At 72.0% G+C, this 19,399-nt stretch carries 21 protein-coding genes and 1 pseudogene; 20 read left to right on the plus strand and 2 right to left on the minus strand.

From position 1 onward, the window contains the following. Positions 1 to 201: 201 nt before the first annotated feature. The gene (locus tag GWK25_RS22680) at positions 202 to 1,119 is read left to right on the plus strand and encodes an ADP-ribosylglycohydrolase family protein (RefSeq protein WP_215452448.1); all 918 of its coding nucleotides are present in this window, start codon (positions 202 to 204) and stop codon (positions 1,117 to 1,119) included. A 63-nt stretch (positions 1,120 to 1,182) separates the two neighbouring features. Here GWK25_RS22680 and GWK25_RS43615 read toward each other — a convergent pair. Next, a pseudogene (locus GWK25_RS43615) lies at positions 1,183 to 1,272 on the minus strand (pyridoxamine 5'-phosphate oxidase); the annotation flags it as partial. Positions 1,273 to 1,398: 126 nt separating this feature from the next. On the opposite strand from GWK25_RS43615, the gene GWK25_RS22685 reads away from it, so the two are divergent. Both GWK25_RS22685 and GWK25_RS22690 read left to right on the plus strand, forming a co-directional pair. Next, positions 1,399 to 3,045: a serine/threonine-protein kinase gene (locus tag GWK25_RS22685; RefSeq protein ID WP_215452451.1), complete on the plus strand. Its 1,647-nt coding sequence runs from the start codon at positions 1,399 to 1,401 to the stop codon at positions 3,043 to 3,045. Continuing rightward, positions 3,042 to 4,001, plus strand: a complete 960-nt coding sequence (locus tag GWK25_RS22690; protein WP_251828989.1) for a hypothetical protein — start codon at positions 3,042 to 3,044, stop codon at positions 3,999 to 4,001. The genes GWK25_RS22685 and GWK25_RS22690 overlap by 4 nt, the downstream gene beginning before the upstream one ends. Positions 4,002 to 4,029: 28 nt before the next feature. Here the strand turns inward: GWK25_RS22690 and GWK25_RS22695 are convergent, their stop codons facing one another. Then, complete coding sequence (locus tag GWK25_RS22695; protein ID WP_215452455.1) at positions 4,030 to 4,419, minus strand: hypothetical protein; 390 nt, start codon at positions 4,417 to 4,419, stop codon at positions 4,030 to 4,032. Between the two features lie 386 nt (positions 4,420 to 4,805). On the opposite strand from GWK25_RS22695, the gene GWK25_RS22700 reads away from it, so the two are divergent. The 17 genes from GWK25_RS22700 to GWK25_RS22775 all read left to right on the plus strand — a co-directional run bounded on the left by GWK25_RS22700 (position 4,806) and on the right by GWK25_RS22775 (position 19,399). Beyond that, complete coding sequence (locus GWK25_RS22700) at positions 4,806 to 5,771, plus strand: D-2-hydroxyacid dehydrogenase family protein (protein WP_215452457.1); 966 nt, start codon at positions 4,806 to 4,808, stop codon at positions 5,769 to 5,771. A 164-nt stretch (positions 5,772 to 5,935) separates the two neighbouring features. After that, the gene (locus tag GWK25_RS22705; protein WP_215452460.1) at positions 5,936 to 6,625 is read left to right on the plus strand and encodes a M24 family metallopeptidase; all 690 of its coding nucleotides are present in this window, start codon (positions 5,936 to 5,938) and stop codon (positions 6,623 to 6,625) included. 114 nt (positions 6,626 to 6,739) lie between these two features. Continuing rightward, on the plus strand, positions 6,740 to 7,189 hold the full coding sequence (locus GWK25_RS22710) for a spore-associated protein (RefSeq protein ID WP_215452462.1): 450 nt from the start codon (positions 6,740 to 6,742) through the stop codon (positions 7,187 to 7,189). Between the two features lie 169 nt (positions 7,190 to 7,358). Continuing rightward, complete coding sequence (locus GWK25_RS22715; RefSeq protein ID WP_215452464.1) at positions 7,359 to 8,327, plus strand: TIGR01777 family oxidoreductase; 969 nt, start codon at positions 7,359 to 7,361, stop codon at positions 8,325 to 8,327. A 141-nt stretch (positions 8,328 to 8,468) separates the two neighbouring features. Beyond that, positions 8,469 to 9,086: a TOPRIM nucleotidyl transferase/hydrolase domain-containing protein gene (locus GWK25_RS22720; protein ID WP_215452467.1), complete on the plus strand. Its 618-nt coding sequence runs from the start codon at positions 8,469 to 8,471 to the stop codon at positions 9,084 to 9,086. A 115-nt stretch (positions 9,087 to 9,201) separates the two neighbouring features. Beyond that, complete coding sequence (locus tag GWK25_RS22725; RefSeq protein ID WP_215452469.1) at positions 9,202 to 9,543, plus strand: DUF6400 family protein; 342 nt, start codon at positions 9,202 to 9,204, stop codon at positions 9,541 to 9,543. Then, positions 9,530 to 9,787, plus strand: a complete 258-nt coding sequence (locus tag GWK25_RS22730) for a hypothetical protein (protein WP_215452470.1) — start codon at positions 9,530 to 9,532, stop codon at positions 9,785 to 9,787. Before GWK25_RS22725 ends, GWK25_RS22730 begins: the two co-directional genes overlap by 14 nt. A 174-nt stretch (positions 9,788 to 9,961) precedes the next feature. Beyond that, the gene (locus GWK25_RS22735) at positions 9,962 to 11,833 is read left to right on the plus strand and encodes a hydrogenase maturation protein (RefSeq protein ID WP_215457519.1); all 1,872 of its coding nucleotides are present in this window, start codon (positions 9,962 to 9,964) and stop codon (positions 11,831 to 11,833) included. Between the two features lie 63 nt (positions 11,834 to 11,896). After that, positions 11,897 to 12,985, plus strand: coding sequence for a hydrogenase expression protein HypE (locus tag GWK25_RS22740; RefSeq protein ID WP_215452471.1), 1,089 nt, complete (start codon positions 11,897 to 11,899; stop codon positions 12,983 to 12,985). An 85-nt stretch (positions 12,986 to 13,070) separates the two neighbouring features. After that, the gene (locus tag GWK25_RS22745; RefSeq protein ID WP_215452472.1) at positions 13,071 to 14,855 is read left to right on the plus strand and encodes a nickel-dependent hydrogenase large subunit; all 1,785 of its coding nucleotides are present in this window, start codon (positions 13,071 to 13,073) and stop codon (positions 14,853 to 14,855) included. After that, a complete protein-coding gene (locus GWK25_RS22750; RefSeq protein ID WP_215452473.1) occupies positions 14,852 to 15,385 on the plus strand; it encodes a hypothetical protein in 534 nt (177 codons plus the stop codon). Before GWK25_RS22745 ends, GWK25_RS22750 begins: the two co-directional genes overlap by 4 nt. Beyond that, a complete protein-coding gene (locus GWK25_RS22755; RefSeq protein WP_215452474.1) occupies positions 15,382 to 16,038 on the plus strand; it encodes a DUF5947 family protein in 657 nt (218 codons plus the stop codon). The genes GWK25_RS22750 and GWK25_RS22755 overlap by 4 nt, the downstream gene beginning before the upstream one ends. Beyond that, positions 16,035 to 16,727 carry a DUF6084 family protein gene (locus GWK25_RS22760; RefSeq protein WP_215452475.1) on the plus strand — a complete coding sequence of 231 codons (693 nt, stop codon included), beginning with the start codon at positions 16,035 to 16,037 and terminating at the stop codon, positions 16,725 to 16,727. The genes GWK25_RS22755 and GWK25_RS22760 overlap by 4 nt, the downstream gene beginning before the upstream one ends. Beyond that, entirely contained in the window at positions 16,724 to 18,196 is a 1,473-nt protein-coding gene (locus GWK25_RS22765) for a hypothetical protein (protein ID WP_215452478.1), read from the plus strand. The genes GWK25_RS22760 and GWK25_RS22765 overlap by 4 nt, the downstream gene beginning before the upstream one ends. Next, positions 18,193 to 18,738 carry a hydrogenase maturation protease gene (locus GWK25_RS22770; RefSeq protein WP_215452480.1) on the plus strand — a complete coding sequence of 182 codons (546 nt, stop codon included), beginning with the start codon at positions 18,193 to 18,195 and terminating at the stop codon, positions 18,736 to 18,738. Before GWK25_RS22765 ends, GWK25_RS22770 begins: the two co-directional genes overlap by 4 nt. 11 nt (positions 18,739 to 18,749) lie before the next feature. Beyond that, positions 18,750 to 18,854: a hypothetical protein gene (locus tag GWK25_RS44795; protein ID WP_371271399.1), complete on the plus strand. Its 105-nt coding sequence runs from the start codon at positions 18,750 to 18,752 to the stop codon at positions 18,852 to 18,854. Positions 18,855 to 19,000: 146 nt separating this feature from the next. Continuing rightward, a complete protein-coding gene (locus GWK25_RS22775) occupies positions 19,001 to 19,399 on the plus strand; it encodes a hydrogenase maturation nickel metallochaperone HypA (protein ID WP_215452482.1) in 399 nt (132 codons plus the stop codon).

Raw genomic sequence — 19,399 nt, forward strand, 5'->3', positions numbered from 1 at the left:
TGCAGTACCTGCCAAAGCAAGGGTGCCGTGCCGCCGGGCCGAACCATACCGCGCACGGCGCGGAAACCCGCTCGCGAGCCCGACGTCCGCCGACGACAATGCTGACCGACGACATGGCCGGCCGACGACATCGCCGGCCGACAGCATTGTTCCGGCCTACAGCATTGTTCCGGCCACTCCACCACTGACAGGAGCGTTCCGATGACCAGCCCGCAGCACGCCCACGCCGGCCTGGACGGCCTCGTGATGGGTGACGCGTTCGGCGACAGCTGGTTCACGCGCTCCGACGAGAACGCCGAGGAGCTCTGGACCGCACGCGCGCTCCGCCCCCGACCCTGGCCGTGGACGGACGACTCCGCCATGGCCTTCGTCCTGTTCGCCCATCTGACGGCCCACGGCGAGATCCGGCCGGACGCCCTCGCGGAGGAGTTCGCCGCCGAGTACGACCGGGACCCCGGGCGCAAGTACGGGCCGTCGATGCACGGTGTGCTGCGGGGCATCCGCGAGGGCGGTGACTGGCGGGCCGTCACCACCGCACGGTTCGGCGGGCAGGGCTCCTACGGAAACGGCGCCGCGATGCGTGTGGCACCGCTCGGCGCGTGGTTCCGCGAGGACCTGCCCGCCGCACGCGACCAGGCCACGCTGTCCGCGTTGACGACGCACGCGCACCCCGAGGCCGTGGCGGGCGCCGTCGCCGTGGCGGTCGCGGCGGCGCTGGCGGCTGCCGGCGAGGGCCAGGAGGCCCCGTCGCGCCCGGAGTTCCTGCGGGAGGTCGCCGACCACGTGCCGGACAGCGACGTGCGCTCCCGGCTCCTGGTGGCCGCCGGCTTCCCCGAGCGCACATCGGTCCGCCACGCCGCGACCGTCCTCGGCTCCGGGACACTGATCTCGGCCCCGGACACGGTCCCGTTCGCCCTGTGGTCCGCCGCGGGCCACCTGGACGACCTGACCGAGGCACTGTGGCAGACCGTCGCCGGCTGGGGCGACCGCGACACCACCTGTGCCATCGCGGGCGGCGTCGTCGCGTCCCGCACCGGCACGGCAGGCCTCCCGGCGTCCTGGCACGACGCCCGCGAGCCCATCCCCACCTGGAGCCGCTGGACTCCCCGGCGGCGATGACGACACGGCCCCGCCCCCGACGGCCGCGGCGAGTACTGACGGCTGCGGCCCTTGCCGCGGCCGTCAGCCCAGCCACACCCCGTCGCGCATGACGACCCTCCCGCGGAGTTCCGGCTCGCCACGCCAGGCGCGTACGGTCTCCGAGACCGCCCGACCTGCCCGCCCGCACGGCAGAGGGTGGCGCACCGCAACCGCAGTGGCCGAAAATGTGTCTCTCATCGCGCGCGGCGATTCGCCGGGGGGCGGGGCTTCGACGCACGGCGGCCTTGGGGGGCTGGAATGAACACATGGACACTGCCCGGATACACAGAGTCCCTCGAGCTCGGGTCCGGAGCGAGCGGGCGGGTGGTCCTCGCCGTGCACGAGGAGACCGGCGTGCCGGTGGCCGTCAAGTACCTCAGCGAGTCGCTGCGCGGTCGGCCGGGCTTCGTACGCGACTTCCGTACCGAGGCGCGGCTCCTCGGCGGGCTGGAGAGCCCCTTCGTCACCGAGCTCTACGAGTACGTGGAGGGCCCGGACGGTGCCGCCATCGTGATGGAGCTGGTGGACGGCGTCTCGTTGCGCGCCGTGCTGAAGCGGGAGGCCCCGCTCGGCCCCGAGGCCGCGCTCGTCATCCTCAAGGGATCACTGCTCGGCCTGGCGGACGCGCACCGCGTCGGCGTCGTCCACCGCGATTACAAGCCGGAGAACGTCCTGGTCGCGCCGGACGGATCCTCCAAGCTGGTCGACTTCGGCATCGCGGTGGACGCGGGGACCAGCCGAGGCGTGGCGGGAACCCCCTCCTACATGGCCCCGGAGCAGTGGACCGGAGCGCCCGCCTCTCCCGCCGCCGACGTGTACGCGGCCGCCGCCACCTTCTTCGAATGCCTGACCGGCCACAAGCCGTACCGCGGCGACAACCTCGCGGCGCTCGCGTTGCAGCACGTCGACGCGCCCGTTCCCGCCGACGAGGTGCCGCAGGCGGTGCGTGAGCTGGTGCGCCGGGGGCTGGCGAAGGATCCGGAGGATCGGCCCGCGGAGGCCGAGGCGTTCGTCAGGGAACTGGAGGCGGCCGCCCTCGCGGGCTACGGGCCCGAGTGGGAGGAACGCGGCCGTGGGCGGCTCGCCGCGCTGGTGGCCCTGCTGCCGTTGCTGCTGCCCTCGGCCCGCAGCAGCCCTCGAACCACCACCGACACCGCCCGCACGGTCCTGCACCGGGAACCGGGCCCCGGCGGCGCCCGGGCATGGCTGCCCGGCCGGTCCGGCATGCTCGTCTCCGGTGCCGCGTTGCTCCTCGGAGGCGTTCTCACCTTCGGACTCCACCACACCCCCGGCGACAGCACCGGTCAGGTGGCCCAAGCCCTGGCCACCACCAGCGCCGAAGGGAGTACGGGCACGGCGGCGCCGCCCCCGACGGACTCCGCCTCCCCGTCCCCGACACCCTCCGACTCGGCCGATGAGTCGCCGTCGCCCAGCCTGTCGCCCTCGGACGACACCCCCACCCCCACCGACGAACCCTCGCCCTCCGCCACCACGGAGGCGACCACCCAGACGACCGAGCCCGGCGCGGCGACCACCACCCCGGCCCCGACGACGACCTCCCCGACCCCGGTCAAGGACCCCGCCGTCAAGGATGTGGCGGTGTCGGGCTTCCGGCAGACCGGTCCGGCGACCGCCACGGCGACCATCGACGTCGTCACGGACGGCACCGGACCGATCTCCCTCACCGTCTCGTGGTTCGTGGGCGAGTCGAGCGGACAGTACGGCGCACAGGACGGCACGTCCCAGATCTTCCGACGCAGCGGCGCCACGCGGTACACGCTCACCGTCGACCACGCCTTCCGGGGCAGCGGTTGCTACTGGGCGGTGCAGGCCACGACCACCCCCGCCGCCGCGGACGGTGGCGCCTCGCAGCAGCTTCTGACCAGACGGTGTGTCATCGGATGACCCGGCACGACGACACCACACCTGCTTCGACGGGGGCCGACGAGCCCACGATGATGCTGCCTGATGCGCTGGCGCTGGTGGAGGACATCGACGCCGTCACGCAGGTGCCGGGGCGCCAGGCGTCCGACGAGCCGACCCAGGTTCTCCCGACCGCCGGCCGGTCCGCCCCCACCCTGGACCTCGGCCCGGCATCCACCGTGCGGCTGGGCCCCGCCACCACCCTTCACCTCGGCCCCGTCGAGGACGCCGTCCCCGATGCCGATGCCGATGCCGAAGCCGAAGCCGATGCCGAGGCGGACGCCGCCGAGTACAGCGCCACTGTCCTGGCCAGCCACTGGATCCAGCGACCCGAGACCGACGACACCCTCCCCGAGGCGACGCTCGCCGAGACGACCGTCGCCGAGAAGACCGTCGAACAGCCCGCCACAGCCGCGGTGAACGGCTCCACGCCGCCCGACCGTGTCGACGGCACGCTGCTGCGTTTCGGCCCCGGCGTGACCAATGTCGTCGCGCAGCGAACCCACCGCACGCTCCCCGCCCTGCAGCCGGCCCCCGTACCCCGGCGTCGACGGCTGCGCCGGCACGCCCTGCCCGTGCTGGTGCTCCTCTGCGTCCTCGCGTTCCTCGCCTGGCAACGGCTCGGGCCGCCCCTCCAGGTCGAGGCGGTGACGGTCACGGCCCGGCCCACGGTCCTGCGGTGCGACAGCACCGCGGACATCGTCGCCGTCGTCGCGACGAACGGCCGTCCGGGCACGTTCTCGTACCGTTGGATCCGCAGCGACGGGACCCGCTCGGGGGTCCTGCACGAGGTGGTGGTCCGGGGACAGCGTCAGGCACGCCTGCACCTGCGGTGGACCTTCCAGGGCGAGGGAGACCGCACGGCCCGGGCCGAACTGCGCATCCTCACCGCCGGCCCGCACACGGCCACCACCCGCTTCACCTACGACTGTTCCTGAGACGGTCCCCGACCGGCCGTGCGACGCGTCAGTCGCAGCTGGAGGCGCTCTGGATCATGACGCCGGTCACGGTGAAATAGGAGGGGTACTGGCGTCCCGTGCTCGGCTCGATGCATTCGTAGCCGGTCACGCCGTTGCGGAGGTACCTGAGCATCACCCGGTCGTCGTTGCGGGTGTTGAACACATAGGCCGAGCCCCGGCTCCTCGATCCCAGGTTCTGGTAGTGGTCGGTGACGTCCTGGTACGCGGCGGTCGGCGACTGCGACTCCCAGTGGGCGGCCGTGAGGTAGAAGCACACGCGAGGGTACGCGCACCCCTTGTAGGAGTCGGCGTGGGCCTGGGGCGCGGCGAAGATCGCCGAGCCGGCGACCATGGCGCCGACCATGGCGAAAGCGCGCTTGCTGAGGGAAAGGCGCATGTCTGCTTCCTTCTGTCGATGGGATGCCACGGGTCCCTGGCTCCGGTGATCGCGGAGAGGCCCGGTGGGCACCAGACATTGCCGACGATGATCCTTCTCAGCAAGGCGAACCGGGGTCCGGGGGACGGTGGGACACCGCGGTCGCCGCTGCCTGCCAAGTTCCAGGGACGCTGGGACGCCCGTGGGACGCCCGGCGGCCCCACTGCGTGGCGCTGCCGGCCATCCGCCTCACCATCGGGTTCCTCCTGATCGGCCGTGGCCGTCCCCGGCCGTATCGCCGCCGATCGCTTCCTGCCCTTCCTGCGCGCCCACCGGCTGGCACGGAGTGGGCGCCGCCGCCCGCACCCGCGCCCGTGAAGGGGAACCGCGAAAGGCAGACTGTCCGCATGACCCTCCACTGCATCGTGCTGGACGACTACCAGGACGCCGCCCTGACCCTGGCGGACTGGAGCCCCCTCGACGGGCACGTCGAGGTGCGCGCGCTCCGCGAGCACATCGCCGACCGGGACCGGCTCGTGGCCGAACTCGCCGACTGCGAGATCGTCGTGGCCATGCGGGAGCGCACCCCTTTCGACGCCGACCTCCTGCGCCGACTGCCCCGGCTCCGCCTGCTGATCACCACGGGCATGCGCAACGCCTCCATCGACCTCGCGGCGGCGCGGGCCCAGGGCGTGACCGTCTGCGGGACGGCGAGCAGCCCCACCCCGCCCGTCGAACTGACCTGGGCGCTCCTCCTCGGCCTCGCCCGGCAGGTCACCGTCGAGAACCGCGCCCTGCGCGAGGGCGGCCCCTGGCAGTCCACCGTCGGCCAGGACCTGCACGGCCGCACCCTCGGCCTGCTCGGACTCGGCAAGATCGGCACCCGGGTGGCCCGCGTCGCCACCGCCTTCGGCATGGAGGTCCTGGCCTGGAGCGAGAACCTCACCGCCGAGCGGGCGGCCGAGGCGGGAGCTCGACTCGCCGCGGACAAGATGGATCTCCTGGGCCGCAGCGACTTCGTCTCCGTCCATCTCGTCCTGTCCGACCGCACCCGGGGCCTGCTGGGGGAGCCGGAACTGCGCGCCATGCGCCCGCACGCCCACCTCGTCAACACCTCCCGCGCCGCCGTCGTCGACCGCACGGCACTGCTGCGCGCCCTGCGCGAGGGCTGGATCGCCGGCGCCGGCCTCGACGTCTTCGACAGCGAGCCCCTCCCCGCGGACGACCCCTTCCGCACCCTCCCCAACGTCCTCGCCACCCCGCATCTCGGCTATGTCACCGAGCGCAACTACCGCACCTTCTACGCGGAAGCGGTGGAGGACATCACCGCGTTCCTCGCCGACGCCCCCGTCCGGCAGCTGACGGGCGCGTAGCCACCGGCGCGTCAAGTCTCACGGAACGTCAACATCATCGGAGAGCAAGGCTGTTCGCCTGTCTCATGACCCGCCCGGACACATCCCTGATCCAGCAGCCGACCCCGAGGCCCACTCGGTGAAACCCCGTTGCCGACGGTGATCTCTCTCACTACGGTCGGCCCATGGCGGACGACGAACCCACACGCGCGGCACGGCTGCTGGACGCCCAGGCGAAAGCGGTACGGCTCTTCGCGGAGTTGGAGGAGCGCGGTCTCGTCGCCCCCGGCGAGGGCGAACGCGCGGTCAGCGACCGGATCCGGGACCTGGCGAACGAACTGTTCGGCACCACCCGGCACTGGCACAAGAGGATCGTGCGCTCCGGCCCGAACACACTGAAGCCCTACCGGGAGAACCCGCCGGACCGGGTGATCGCCGCGGACGACATCGTGTTCGCCGACTTCGGTCCCATCTTCGAGGAGTACGAGGCCGACTTCGGCCGGACCTTCGTCCTCGGCGACGACCCCGTCAAACACCGCCTCCGCGACGACCTGCCCCGCGTCTTCGCGGCGGGCCGGGCGTACTTCGAGGCCGACCCGGACATCACCGGGGCGCGGCTGTACGCCGAGGTGGAGAGGCTCGCCACCGGGGCCGGGTGGGAGCTGGGCGGCTGGCACGCCGGCCATCTGGTCGGCGAGTTCCCGCACGAGTGGATCGACGGCGCGGACGTGGAGTCGTACATCACCCCCGCCAACACGACACCGCTGCGCCGCACCGACAAGGCCGGGCGCCGCTGCCACTGGATCCTGGAGATCCATCTCGTCGACCCCGTACGCGAGTTCGGCGGCTTTCACGAGGAATTACTCACCCTCTGACCGGGCCTTTCATCCCCTTCGCGAACCTCGATGGCAGATCGGGGCAACCATCCGTGCCACTCGCGGGTCACATCCAGTGAGAGCAAAGCGCTCTCATGGCTACAAGGGGGAAATATGCGAAAGGTACGCAATGCCGTGACGGTGGGGGCGTTAGCCGCTCTGGCGGTGGGCGCCTCGACCGCGTTCGCCACGACGGCCTCCGCCGCGCCGAACGTCACCCCGCAGGGTGTCTGCGGCAAGGCCTACAAGACGGTGAACTCGGCGCCCGTCGGTTCGCTGGGCACCGTCTACCTGACCTACAACTCCTCGAACGGCGAGAACTGCGTCGCGACCATCCGTAAGAACCCGGGCACGCTCAAGCCCATGTCCACGTGGATCTACGTCCCCGCCACCGACGAGTACGCGGGCGACGCCGACGACTACTCCTCGTACGCGGGGCCGGCCTACGTCTACGGCAAGGGCTTCTGCGTGAGCTGGGGCGGCAGCATCGACAACGTGTACGTGTCGGTGGAGAACTCCAACTGCAGTTCCCTGAAGGAGACGCGGGTCACCGAGATCCGCTGACCCGGCTGACGCGCTGACTCGACCGGTCAGCTGATCAGCCTGTCACCGAGCCGTGAGTTCCCGAACCGGCCGCCTTTCCTGAGACGGACCCGGCGCGGGGACTCACGGCGCGTTGTTGAACGCGTTCAAAAAGAGCTACCCTGAGGTCGAGTCGATCGAGGGGGTTCAGATGAAGGTCGTACTACCCGGGGGAACCGGACAGGTCGGTGCCCTTCTCGACCGCGCGCTGACAGCGGCCGGCCACCAGGTCACCGTGATCACCCGACGCCCCACGCGGGCCCACGACATCGGCTGGGACGGGGCCACGCTCGGTCCCTGGGCCAAGGCGATCGACGGCTGCGACGTCGTGATCAACCTGGCCGGACGCAGCGTCTCCTGCCGCTACACCCCCGAGAACCTGCGGGCCATGATGGACTCCCGGGTGGATTCGACGAGGGTCGTCGGCGAGGCGATCGCCGCCGCCGCGCGGCCACCGCGCGTCTGGCTCCAGATGAGTACGGCGACGGTCTACGCCCACCGCTTCGACGCACCCCACGACGAGGCGACCGGCACCGTCGGCGGTTCCGAGCCCGGTGTGCCCGACTACTGGGCGTACAGCGTCGAGATCGCGAGGAACTGGGAGCGGGCGCAGGCAGAGGCGCCGACCTCCGCGACCCGCAAGGTGGCCCTGCGCTCGGCCATGGTGATGAGCCCGGACCGGGGCGGTGTGTTCGACGTGCTGTCACGACTGGTGCGGCTCGGGCTCGGCGGCCCGGTGGCCGGTGGCGCGCAGTACGTCTCCTGGATCCAGGACGAGGACTTCGTGCGGGCCGTGGAGTTCCTGATCGCCCGGGACGACCTCGACGGACCGGTGAACCTCGCCTCGCCCGGCCCCCTCCCGCACCGCGCGTTCATGCGACAGCTGCGCACGGCCTGGAACGTCCCGGTGGGACTGCCGGCGACCCGCTGGATGGCGGAGCTCGGCGCGTTCGCCCTGCGCTCGGACACGGAACTGCTGTTCAAGAGCCGCCGCGTCGTGCCGGGCCGGCTGCTCACCGCCGGGTTCTCCTTCACGCACCCCGACTGGGAGAGCGCCGCGGCGTCCCTGGTGCGGCGGGCCCGATCGGGACGACCCGCCGTGCCCCGCCAGGAGTCGTGACGGGGACGCGGCCGGTCGGCTCCGCTCCCGGTACCGCTGGTCGGACTCCCACGATCCGGGAGCGGATCGCCGCGCACGAGGGCCGACGGCACCCCGAATATCGCGTGCGGTGGCGTCGGCCGGCGTAGCAGACTCCCAGCCATGGTGGACATGCGCATGTTCCGGGACGAGGTCACCCGCTGGGCGGGCGGTGGCTCCGGCGGAGCCGCGAGGGAACTGGCGGAACCGCTCGGGGTGCACACGGTCGTCCTGCTGGAAGGGCTGAGCGACCTCGCCGCCGTCGAGGCGCTGGCCGAGCGACAGGGCCGGGACCTGACCGCCGAGGGGGTGTGCGTCCTGTCGATGGGCGGTGCGATGAGCGTCGGCCGCTATGCCGCGCGCCTCGGACCCTCCGGCCTCGGCCTGCGTCTCGTGGGTCTGTGCGACGAGCGCGAGAAGCCGTTCTTCGACCGGGGCCTCGCCCCGGACTCGACTCCGTGCCACGCCGTCTTCGTCTGCTCGGCGGACCTGGAGGACGAGCTCATCCGCGCGCTGGGCCCCGAGCGGGTCGAGGAGATCGTCCACGCCGAGGACGAGTCGCGCCCCTGGCACACCTTCCTGCAGCAGCCCGCCCAGCACGGCCGCCCCCGGCACCAGCAGCTGCGGCGGTTCATGAGCACCAGGAAGGGGCGCAAGATCCGCTACGGCCGCCTCCTGGTCGAAGCCCTCGCGCCCGAGCAGGTACCCGCCCCGCTGGACGATCTCTTCGCGCGCCTCTGAGACGGGGCACCGCGGTCCGCCGACCGGTCCCGGCCTGCTCGCGCGCCCCGGACCTGCTGTGACTTCGCCCACCTGCCCTTGCCCGGGCACGTGGCGCCTACCTACGTTCGGTCGCATGTCCCCCCTTCACCGAGCCCTTCCCGGCGGACCGGACGAGCCCGAACCGGACGAGCCCGAGGCGGCGGGCCCTCCCACCGCGGACGGCCCCGACGCCTCCCCGACGGTCGATCTGGACATCGATCTGACCTCGCACGAGATGCTCCGGCGCGCTCACGTCCTGGAGGCACTCGGCCCGGACTGGGACCCCGTCGCGGCCCTGCGCGACGAGCAGGCGGCGAACCGACTGCTCTACTCCGGTCTCGACGCCGATCAGCGGCGCGTGTACGACGAACTGGTCGCGGCCGGTGTGCTGCCGGGCGACGGGCCGGAAGACGGCGGCCGTCATGCTGCCGCTTGACCCACAGGCCGACATCGGGCGCCGCGCCTGGGTCGCCTGCCCGAACTGCGCCGACCACCAGGGATGCGCCACCTGCGAACAGGGCCGCACCTGCACCGCGCACTGGCGCTATCTGCTCTCCAACGTCGGCAGCCTGCTGCATCTGCAATGCCCGTCGTGCACCCACATATGGGCCCACGAGACCCACTTCGGCGCCACCCGCACCCCCTGGGAGCGCATCCGCAGCGGACTGCGACGCCACTGACCCGCCCCCGCCGCCGAGCCGACGCGACGGGGGCGGCCCGATGAGGCCGGACGGCGCAGGGGCGCCCGCTTTCGGATGACCTCACCGTCTGTCGCCGGGGACGGCGCAGGGCCGTGGCCGAGGATCTCGGTCGGCGGACATCCCTGCCTGCCGTTCGTCCGCCCGGAGGCAGCCGTGCACATCCTGCTCCTAGCCAGCGCTTTCAACAGCCTCACCCAGCGCGCCCACGCCGAGCTGCGCGACCGGGGCCACACCGTGGCGGTCGAACTGGCCCTGCCCGGCAACCCGTTGCCGCAGGCCGTACGGCGTCACGCGCCGGACCTCGTCGTCGCGCCCATGCTCAGGACGGCGATCCCCGACGAGGTGTGGTCGGCACACACCTGCCTCGTCGTCCACCCAGGGCCCGTGGGCGACCGGGGACCGTCCTCCCTGGACTGGGCGATCCACGAGGGCGCCGACCGGTGGGGCGTCACCGTCCTCCAGGCCGACGCGGAGATGGACGCCGGTGACGTGTGGGCCTCCGTGCCCTGCCGGGTTCCTCCGGTGGCCAAGAGCGAGCTGTACCGGGGCGAGATCGCCGACGCCGCGATCGAGGCCGTGCTGCTCGCGGTGGAGCGCTTCGCCGACGGCACGTACGTACCCCTCAAACAGGCCGGGTCGGGCACCTCCGACGCCCGCACGTGTACCGGGGCCGGTGCCGACGCGGACGTAGCGGCAGAGGGCGGAGCGGACGCCGAGGCCGAGGTCGGTGTCGCCCCGCCCGCCGGCCCCCGCACCCGTCCCTACCTCGACCAGACCGTCCGCCGGATCGACTGGGACGAGGACTCCACCCAGGACGTCCTGCGCAAGCTGCGGGCGGCGGACTCGCAGCCCGGCGTCCTGGACGTGCTGCTCGGCGGGGAGTGGTACCTGCACGGCGGCCATGCCGAGGGAGCACTGCGCGGGCGCCCGGGGGAACTGCTGGCCACGCGTGCCGGGGCGATCTGCCGGGCCACCAGGGACGGTGCCGTGTGGATCCCCGAGCTGCGGCCCCGGCGGATGCCCGGACAACCGCCCACCTTCAAGCTGCCCGCCGTACTGGCTATCGGCGGCCGGTTGCCGCCGCTGCCCGAGCACGCCCTGCCCCGCCTGCCCGAGAACCCGAGGCGGACCTGGTCGGACATCCGCTACCGGGAGGAGGGGAACGTCGGGCACCTGTCGTTCTCCTTCCCCGGCGGAGCGATGAGCACCGAGCGCTGCCGCCGTCTCCTGGACGCCTACCGCGAGGCATGCGCACGGCCCACGACGGTGCTGGTGCTGGGCGGTCAACGGGACTTCTTCTCCAACGGCATCCACCTGGGCGTCATCGAGGCCGCCGACGACCCAGCCGCGGAGTCCTGGGCGAACATCAACGCCATCGACGACCTGGTCGAGGCGGTCCTGACGACGACCGACCGGCTGGTGGTCGCGGCGGTCGCGGGCAACGCCTCCGCCGGAGGCGTGATGCTCGCCCTGGCGGCAGACGAGGTGTGGTGCCGCTCGGGCGCCGTACTGAACCCGCACTACCGGCTGATGGGCCTGTACGGCTCGGAGTACTGGACCCTCACCCTGCCGCGCCGCGTGGGGGCCGCGACGGCCGGACGGCTCATGGACGAGGCCCTTCCGGTGAGTCCGGCGAGCGCACTGCGACTCGGGCTCGTCGACCGGATCGTCGACCGAGACCCCGACGCCTTCGCGGGCGAGGTCGCCGGACTGGCGGCCCGGCTGGCCTCCCTTCCGGCGACGGCAGCACGGATCTCCGCGAAGAAGACCGAGCTGGACCGGCTGGAGAGCACGACCCCCCTGGCCGGCTTCCGCGAGCGGGAGCTCGCCCTGATGCGCCGGACCTTCGACGACCCGGACGCCCCCTACCACGCGCTGCGCCGCTCCTTCGTCCACAAGGAAAGGCCGTCGCACACCCCGTCGCATCTCGGCACGGCCCGGGTTGCGCGAACCCCCGCGATGCCCTCCGCCCCCCTCGTCACCGGAACGGCCCCTGCTGTCGTCCCCTCGCGGCCCCACGGCTGATACGAAGAAGAGCGACGGCCGAAATACAGGCTTTCATCCCTTACCTCCCCAGGAGGCTGTCCCATGACTGAGGCGACGCCGGGCACGATCGATGCCGCAGACGCGGGCGCTGCGCCCGCCGAAGAAACCCCCACGATCCACATCCTCTGGATCAACGCGGGCCTGAGCTGCGACGGCGACTCGGTCGCGTTGACGGCGGCCATGCAGCCCAGCATCGAGGAGATCGTGCTCGGTGTGCTGCCGGGGCTGCCGAAGGTCGCCGTGCACTGGCCGCTCATCGACTTCGAATGCGGGCCCATCGGCGGCTCGGACACATTCATCGAGTGGTTCTTCAAGGGCGAGCGCGGCGAGATCGACCCGTTCGTGCTGGTCGTGGAGGGCTCCATCCCCAACGAGTCGATCAAGCCCGAGGGCTACTGGTGCGGCTTCGGGGACAACCCGGAGACCGGTCAGCCGATCACCACCAGCGAGTGGATCGACCGACTCGCCCCCAAGGCACTGGCGGTCGTCGCCATCGGCACGTGCGCCACCTACGGCGGCATCCACGCCATGGCGGGCAACCCGACCGGCGCCATGGGCGTGCCGGACTACCTCGGCTGGGACTGGAAGTCCCACGCCGGCATCCCCATCGTGTGCGTCCCGGGCTGTCCGATCCAGCCGGACAACTTCTCCGAGACCCTCACCTACCTGCTCTACCAGGCGGCCGGCGCCGCCCCCATGATCCCGCTGGACGACAAGCTGCGCCCCACCTGGCTGTTCGGGGCGACCGTGCACGAGGGCTGCGACCGGGCCGGCTACTACGAACAGGGCCAGTTCGCGATGTCGTACGACTCGCCGACCTGCCTGGTCAAACTCGGCTGCTGGGGTCCGGTCGTCAAGTGCAACGTGCCCAAGCGCGGCTGGATGAACGGCATCGGCGGCTGCCCCAACGTCGGCGGCATCTGCATCGCCTGCACCATGCCCGGCTTCCCCGACAAGTTCATGCCGTTCATGGACGAACCCCCCGGCGCCAAGGTGTCCAGCGGCGCCAGCGGGGCGTACGGCGCCGTGGTCCGCAAACTGCGGTCGATCACCGCCAGGACCGTGGACAAGGAGCCCAAGTGGCGCCGTACCGGAGAGAAGATCACCACCGGCTACCGGCCCCCGTGGTGAGCGACCCCCAGGAGCGGCCGGTTCCCCTCCCCGCGCACCCCACCCCAACTCCCGCGCAGTGACGCAACGAAGGGCATCCACCCAGATGGCACCGAAGACGAAGACGGCCGACGACGGCAGTGGCCTGGTGGAGATGGCCTGGGACCCGATCACCCGGATCGTGGGCTCCCTGGGCATCCACACGAAGATCGACTTCAAGCAGAAGCGGGTCGCCGAGTGCTACAGCACATCGTCGGTCTTCCGCGGCTACAGCGTCTTCATGCGCGGCAAGGACCCCCGCGACGCCCACTTCATCACCAGCCGCATCTGCGGCATCTGCGGCGACAACCACGCCACCTGCTCCGTGTACGCCCAGAACATGGCGTACGGCGTGAAGCCCCCGCACCTCGGCGAGTGGATCATCAACCTCGGTGAGTCGGCGGAGTACATGTTCGACCACAACATCTTCCAGGAGAACCTGGTCGGGGTCGACTACTGCGAGAAAATGGTCAAGGAGACCAACCCCGGTGTGCTCGAACTCGCCGAGCGCACCGAGGCCCCGCACGCCGCCGAGCACGGCTACCGCACCATCGCCGACATCATGCGCTCGCTCAACCCCCTGGAGGGCGAGTTCTACCGCGAGGCGCTCCAAGTCAGCCGCTACACGCGCGAGATGTTCTGTCTGATGGAGGGCCGCCATGTGCACCCCTCCACGCTCTACCCGGGCGGCGTCGGCACCATCGCCTCCGTCCAGCTCTTCACGGACTACATGAGCCGCCTCATGCGCTACGTGGAGTTCATGAAGCGCGTCGTCCCTCTGCACGACGACCTGTTCGACTTCTTCTACGAGGCCCTGCCCGGCTACGAGGAGGTCGGCCGCCGCCGCGTCATGCTCGGCTGCTGGGGTGCGCTCAACGACCCCGAGTACTGCGACTTCACCTACGCCAACATGACCGACTGGGGACGGAAGATGTTCGTCACCCCCGGTGTCGTCGTGGACGGCAAACTGGTCACCAACGACCTCACCGAGATCAACCTCGGCATCCGCATCCTGCTCGGCAGCTCCTACTACGAGGACTGGCAGGGCCAGGAGCAGTTCGTCACCCACGATCCGCTCGGCAACCCGGTGGACCCGCGCCACCCGTGGAACCAGCACACCATCCCGGCCCCGCAGAAGCGGAACTTCGACGACAAGTACAGCTGGGTCATGTCCCCGCGCTGGTTCGACGGCAAGGACCACCTCGCCCTGGACACCGGCGGCGGCCCCATCGCCCGCCTGTGGTCCACCGCCCTGTCCGGGCTCGTCGACATCGGCTACATCAAGGCCACCGGCCACAGCGTGGTCATCAACCTGCCCCGCACCATGACCAAGCCGGAGACCACCTTCGAGTGGAAGATCCCGAAGTGGTCCAACGCGCTGGAACGCAACCGCGCCCGCACCTACTTCCAGGCGTACGCCGCCGCCGTCGCCCTGCACTGCGCGGAGAAGGGCCTCGCCGAGGTCCGCGCCGGACGCACCCAGACCTGGGAGAAGTTCGAGGTCCCCGACCAGGGCATCGGCGTCGGCTTCACCGAGGCGGTCCGCGGCGTCCTCTCCCACCACATGGTCATCCGCGACGGCAAGATCGCCAACTACCACCCGTACCCGCCGACCCCCTGGAACGCCAGCACCAGGGACACCTTCGGCACACCCGGCCCGTACGAGGACGCCGTGCAGAACACGCCCATCTTCGAGGAGAACACCCCGGAGAACTTCAAGGGCATCGACATCATGCGCGCCGTCCGCAGCTTCGACCCCTGTCTGCCCTGCGGCGTCCACATGTACGTCGGCGACGGCAGGACCGTGAAGTCGATGCACGTGCCCACCGGCCTGAGCGGACTGGGCGGATGAGCGCGCCGACGGCGACGGCGCCGGTGAACGCGGAGCAGACCGGACGCAAGGTCGAGGAGGTGCTCGACCGGCTCGCCGAAAGCGGCGACCCGGCCGTCACCGCTGCCGCCGAGGAACTCGTCCGTTGCCTCATGGACTTCTACGGGGCCGGCCTGGCCCGCATTCTCCACCTGCTGTCCTCCGCACCGGGCGACCCGTCGGCACGGCTGCTCGGTGACGAACTCGTCGCGAGCCTCCTGGTCCTGCACGACCTGCACCCCGAGGACCGCGACACCCGGATCGCCCGCGCCCTGGACACCGTCCGGGAGCACGCCCTGGACGTCATGGACCTGGACGAGACGACGGGCACGCTGAGGGTGCGCGCCCGGGCGTCCGGCGGCTGCGGCTGCGGCTCCGACGCGGACGCCCGGCAGGCGGCGGAGACGGCACTCGCCTGCTTCGCGCCCGAGGTCAGGGCCGTCCACGTGGAGACCGCCCCCGTGGAACCCCCGCTCCTGCAGATCGGCTCGGCGCCGACGGGGGCCCGATGACCACGACGACCGCGCCCACGCCGAACGCCGGTCCCGGGGCGGGCCTGCGGCGGTTCCTCACCGAACGTCCACCGCGCCAGGAGAGGTGCGAACTGTGCGCGGTGGTGGTGCCCGAGGACCACCGCCACCTGGTGGACACCGAAAAGCGCGCCCTCGTCTGCGCCTGCGGCGCCTGCGCGCTGCTGATGGAACAGCCGGGCGCCGCCGCGGGCCGCTTCCGCGCCGTCCCCGCCCGCTACCTCACCGACCCCGCACATCAGTTGGACGACACGGCCTGGGAGGCGTTGCAGATCCCCGTCGGCGTCGCCTTCCTCTTCCGCAACGCCGCGCTGGACCGGCTGGTCGCCCTCTACCCGAGCCCGGCCGGAGCCACCGAGAGCGAACTGGAACCGGCGACCTGGGAAGCCGTCCTCGGCGGCAGCCGCCTCGCCGGACTCCTCGAACCCGACGTGGAGGCACTGCTGCTGCACCGCACCGACGGCGGCGGCGAGTGCCACCTCGTCCCGATCGACATCTGCTACGAACTCGTCGGCCGCATGCGCCTGTTGTGGCAGGGCTTCGACGGCGGAGCCGAGGCCCGCGCCACCCTGGACACCTTCTTCGCGGACGTCGCACGGCGCGCCCGTCCCGTGGACGAGGCGGTGCGCCCATGACGGAGTTCTCCTTCGCCTGCACCGGCGTCCGCGCCGACCGGTACGCCGCCGGACCCACACTCGTGTTCCGGCTGCGCGTCACCGCCGCCGACAACGCCCATGTGCACGCCGTCGCGCTGCGCTGCCAGATCCGCATCGAACCGGCCCACCGGACGTACGAGCCGGCCGAGGCCGACGGGCTGACCGACCTCTTCGGCGAGCGCTCACGCTGGGGCAGCTCCCTCCAACCGGTGCAGTTCGCCCAGGTCGCGCTCATGGTGCCCAGCTTCACCGGGGAGACCGACGTCGACCTCGTCGTGCCCTGCACCTACGACATGGACGTCGCCGCCACCCGCTACCTCACGGCCCTCGCCGACGGTGAGGTCCCGCTGCTGATGCTGTTCTCCGGCACGGCGTTCACCGGCACCGGCGGGTTCCGGGTCGAACCCGTCCCGTGGGACCGCGAGGCCGCCTTCCGCATGCCGGTCGCCACCTGGCGGGAGATGGTCGAGCAGCACTTCCCCGGCTGCGGCTGGATCCGGCTGCCCCGCGACACCATGGACGCCCTCCTCGCCTATCGCTCCCGGCACGCGCTGTCCTCCTGGGAGGCGACCCTCGCGTCCTTGCTCGACGAGAGCCGCGCCACGGACGTGCCCGCGACAGACCCGTTCCGTGCGCTCACCGGCACCACCGGAAGGACCGACACGTGACCCTCACCGCGTTCGCCGCCGAGACCGAGGAACGGTTCGCCCTCGCCCGGCAGGTGGCCGACGCCGTCCTCTTCGAGGGCTATGTGCTCTACCCCTACCGCGCCTCGGCGGCCAAGAACCGGCTGCGCTGGCAGTTCGGGGTGCTCGTGCCGCCCGCCTGGGGCGCCGAGTGCGACGAACACGACTTCCAGCACACCGAATGCCTGATGGAGCCGAAGGCGGGCGCGACCCTCTCGGTGGAGGTGCGCTTCCTGCACGCCCGGCGGCGCACGGTGCAACGGGCGCGCCCGGACGGCGGCTTCGACACCGTCCCCGAACTCGACCTCGACGACCGGGTGCTGGTGCCCTGGGACGAGGGCGTCGAGGAACGCGTGGAGGTGATCGCACCGGTGGACCGACTCCTCGGCGACGGCGTCACCCACCCCTTCCACCTCCCGGCCCGGGAGGACACCGCGCCGGTCCTGGACGCGGCAGGCCGTACCGTCGGCCGACTCCTCCGGCGCCGCGAGGAGATCCACGGGACGGTGCGGTTGTCCGCCCGCGAACTCGACGGCCCCTACCGGACGTTGCGCCTGACCGCCGTCGTCGAGAACACCAGCGGCTGGACACCGCCCGAGGGACACGGCGCCGACCGGGACGCCGCGCTGCCGCACTCCCTGGTGGCCACCCACCTGCTCATGGCCCTCAGCGCCGGATCGTTCCTGTCGATGACCGATCCCCCCGAGTGGGCCAGGGACGCGGTCGCCGCCTGCCGCAACCTGCACACCTGGCCCGTACTCGCGGGGGAACCCGGCCGCGCCGACCTCGTGCTGTCCTCACCGATCATCCTGGACGACCACCCGGCCATCGCCCCGGAGAGCCCCGGCGCGCTCTACGACGCCACCGAGATCGACGAGATCCTCGCACTGCGCACCGCGGCCCTCACCGACGAGGAGAAGCGTGAGGCCCGGGGCACCGACGAACGGGCCGCCGCCGTCATCGAGTTGGCGGACTCGATGCCGCCCGAGGTCCTGGAACGGCTGCACGGCGCGGTACGCAGCCTGCGCGAGGTCACCGGCCCCGACCCCGCCGCCCCGGGCCCCGGCTTCACGGCAGTCGCCCCCGGTCTCGGCGTCGGCGGCGACGGTTTCCCCGACGAGTACGGGGTGCCGCGCCCGGACACCCCGTGGTGGGACCCGGCGAGCGACGCGGGCTTCGACCCGACGCGGGACCGCGTGGTCGTCGACGGCCGGTCGGTGGGCAAGGGCAGCCGCGTCGAACTGCGCCCGGGGCTGCGCCGCACCGACGCACAGGACATCTTCCTGCGCGGCCGCACCGCCGAGGTCGAGGCGGTGCTCCACGACGTCGACGGCGGGGTGCACCTCGCGGTCACGGTCGAGGGCGACCCGGGCGCCGACATCCGGCGCGAGCAGGGACGGTACCTGTACTTCCAGCCCGACGAGGTCACCCCGCTGGAGGACGACGCATGAGTCCCTCCCCTCTGCCGGGGCTCAGGACCCTGGTCGCCGGCATCGGCAACATCTTCCTCGGCGACGACGGCTTCGGCGTGGAGACCGCCCGCCGCCTCGCCGAGCGCGACCTGCCCGGCCACACCGAGGTCGTGGACATCGGCGTGCGGGGGGTGCACCTCGCCTACCAGCTCCTGGACGGCTACGACACCCTCGTCCTCGTCGACGCCACGGCACGCGGCGAGGCCCCCGGCACGCTGTACATGATCGAGCACGACGACACGGCGCCGGACCCGTCGCCGGGCACCCCCGCCCTCGACGGCCACCGGATGACCCCCGACACCGTCCTGGCGCTGCTGCACACCCTCTGCGCCGGGACCGGCGGCGACCCACCCCGCCGCGTCCTGGTCGTCGGATGCGAACCGGCCTCGGTGGACGAGCGCATCGGACTGAGCACACCGGTGTCCGCCGCTGTGCCGGAGGCCGTCCGGCTGATCGAAGAGCTGCTGCGGAACGGCGAGCCGTCCGTGGCGCGGGCCTCAACCGCTGAGGCCCCGACATGAGGAGAGACGGGATGAAGAAGATCGTCATCGGAGGAGCGGCCATGGCCGCCCTGGTCGCCGTCGCCGCCGAGGTCCTGCCGGACCTCAGGCGCTACCTGCGCATCCGACGGATGTGAGGGCACGGCCGTCGGCGGGTGTGCCGAACGGTTGCGTCGAACGGCGTACCCGCCGTGCCGTGACGGCGCGGCGGGCCGCGGGAGCGGCGCACGCACACCTGTAATGAACCCCGGCGCAAGGCAGGCGGCGGAAGGACCACAGACCCATGCACGAGATGTCCGTCGCGCTGGCCGTCGTCGACCAGGTCGCGGAGGCAGCCGGCCGGGCCGGAGACGTCACGGCGGTGCGTGCGGTCCGGCTCCAGGTGGGTGAACTGGCCGGTGTCGTCCCCGACTCACTCGCCTTCTGCTTCGAACTGGCCTGCGCCGGAACCCTGCTGGACGGTGCCGAACTGGTCACCGAGGCGGTGCCGGGGCGGGCCCGCTGCACCCCCTGTGCCCACGAGTGGGCCGTCGGCATGCCGCCCCGGCTCACCTGTCCCGTGTGCGGCGGTACCCGAACCGAACTGCTGGCGGGCCGCGAACTGCAGATCGTCGACGTGCGCTGGGAGGACGGCGGCCCCGCGCGTCCGGCCCCCCGCGAACCGATCTCCGAGGAGAGCTGA

Source organism: Streptomyces sp. ATCC 21386 (assembly GCF_018728545.1).
Lineage (GTDB): Bacteria > Actinomycetota > Actinomycetes > Streptomycetales > Streptomycetaceae > Streptomyces.

Coding starts and splice junctions, on each gene's coding strand:
- GWK25_RS22775 (WP_215452482.1), top strand. CDS start 19,001: ATGCACGAGATGTCCGTCGCGCTGGCCGTCGTCGACCAGGTCGCGGAG.
- GWK25_RS22760 (WP_215452475.1), top strand. CDS start 16,035: ATGACGGAGTTCTCCTTCGCCTGCACCGGCGTCCGCGCCGACCGGTAC.
- GWK25_RS22740 (WP_215452471.1), top strand. CDS start 11,897: ATGACTGAGGCGACGCCGGGCACGATCGATGCCGCAGACGCGGGCGCT.
- GWK25_RS22745 (WP_215452472.1), top strand. CDS start 13,071: ATGGCACCGAAGACGAAGACGGCCGACGACGGCAGTGGCCTGGTGGAG.
- GWK25_RS22695 (WP_215452455.1), bottom strand. CDS start 4,419: ATGCGCCTTTCCCTCAGCAAGCGCGCTTTCGCCATGGTCGGCGCCATG.
- GWK25_RS22720 (WP_215452467.1), top strand. CDS start 8,469: ATGGTGGACATGCGCATGTTCCGGGACGAGGTCACCCGCTGGGCGGGC.
- GWK25_RS22680 (WP_215452448.1), top strand. CDS start 202: ATGACCAGCCCGCAGCACGCCCACGCCGGCCTGGACGGCCTCGTGATG.
- GWK25_RS22750 (WP_215452473.1), top strand. CDS start 14,852: ATGAGCGCGCCGACGGCGACGGCGCCGGTGAACGCGGAGCAGACCGGA.
- GWK25_RS22730 (WP_215452470.1), top strand. CDS start 9,530: ATGCTGCCGCTTGACCCACAGGCCGACATCGGGCGCCGCGCCTGGGTC.
- GWK25_RS22700 (WP_215452457.1), top strand. CDS start 4,806: ATGACCCTCCACTGCATCGTGCTGGACGACTACCAGGACGCCGCCCTG.
- GWK25_RS22705 (WP_215452460.1), top strand. CDS start 5,936: ATGGCGGACGACGAACCCACACGCGCGGCACGGCTGCTGGACGCCCAG.
- GWK25_RS22715 (WP_215452464.1), top strand. CDS start 7,359: ATGAAGGTCGTACTACCCGGGGGAACCGGACAGGTCGGTGCCCTTCTC.
- GWK25_RS22770 (WP_215452480.1), top strand. CDS start 18,193: ATGAGTCCCTCCCCTCTGCCGGGGCTCAGGACCCTGGTCGCCGGCATC.
- GWK25_RS22755 (WP_215452474.1), top strand. CDS start 15,382: ATGACCACGACGACCGCGCCCACGCCGAACGCCGGTCCCGGGGCGGGC.
- GWK25_RS22690 (WP_251828989.1), top strand. CDS start 3,042: ATGACCCGGCACGACGACACCACACCTGCTTCGACGGGGGCCGACGAG.
- GWK25_RS44795 (WP_371271399.1), top strand. CDS start 18,750: ATGAAGAAGATCGTCATCGGAGGAGCGGCCATGGCCGCCCTGGTCGCC.
- GWK25_RS22685 (WP_215452451.1), top strand. CDS start 1,399: ATGAACACATGGACACTGCCCGGATACACAGAGTCCCTCGAGCTCGGG.
- GWK25_RS22710 (WP_215452462.1), top strand. CDS start 6,740: ATGCGAAAGGTACGCAATGCCGTGACGGTGGGGGCGTTAGCCGCTCTG.
- GWK25_RS22725 (WP_215452469.1), top strand. CDS start 9,202: ATGTCCCCCCTTCACCGAGCCCTTCCCGGCGGACCGGACGAGCCCGAA.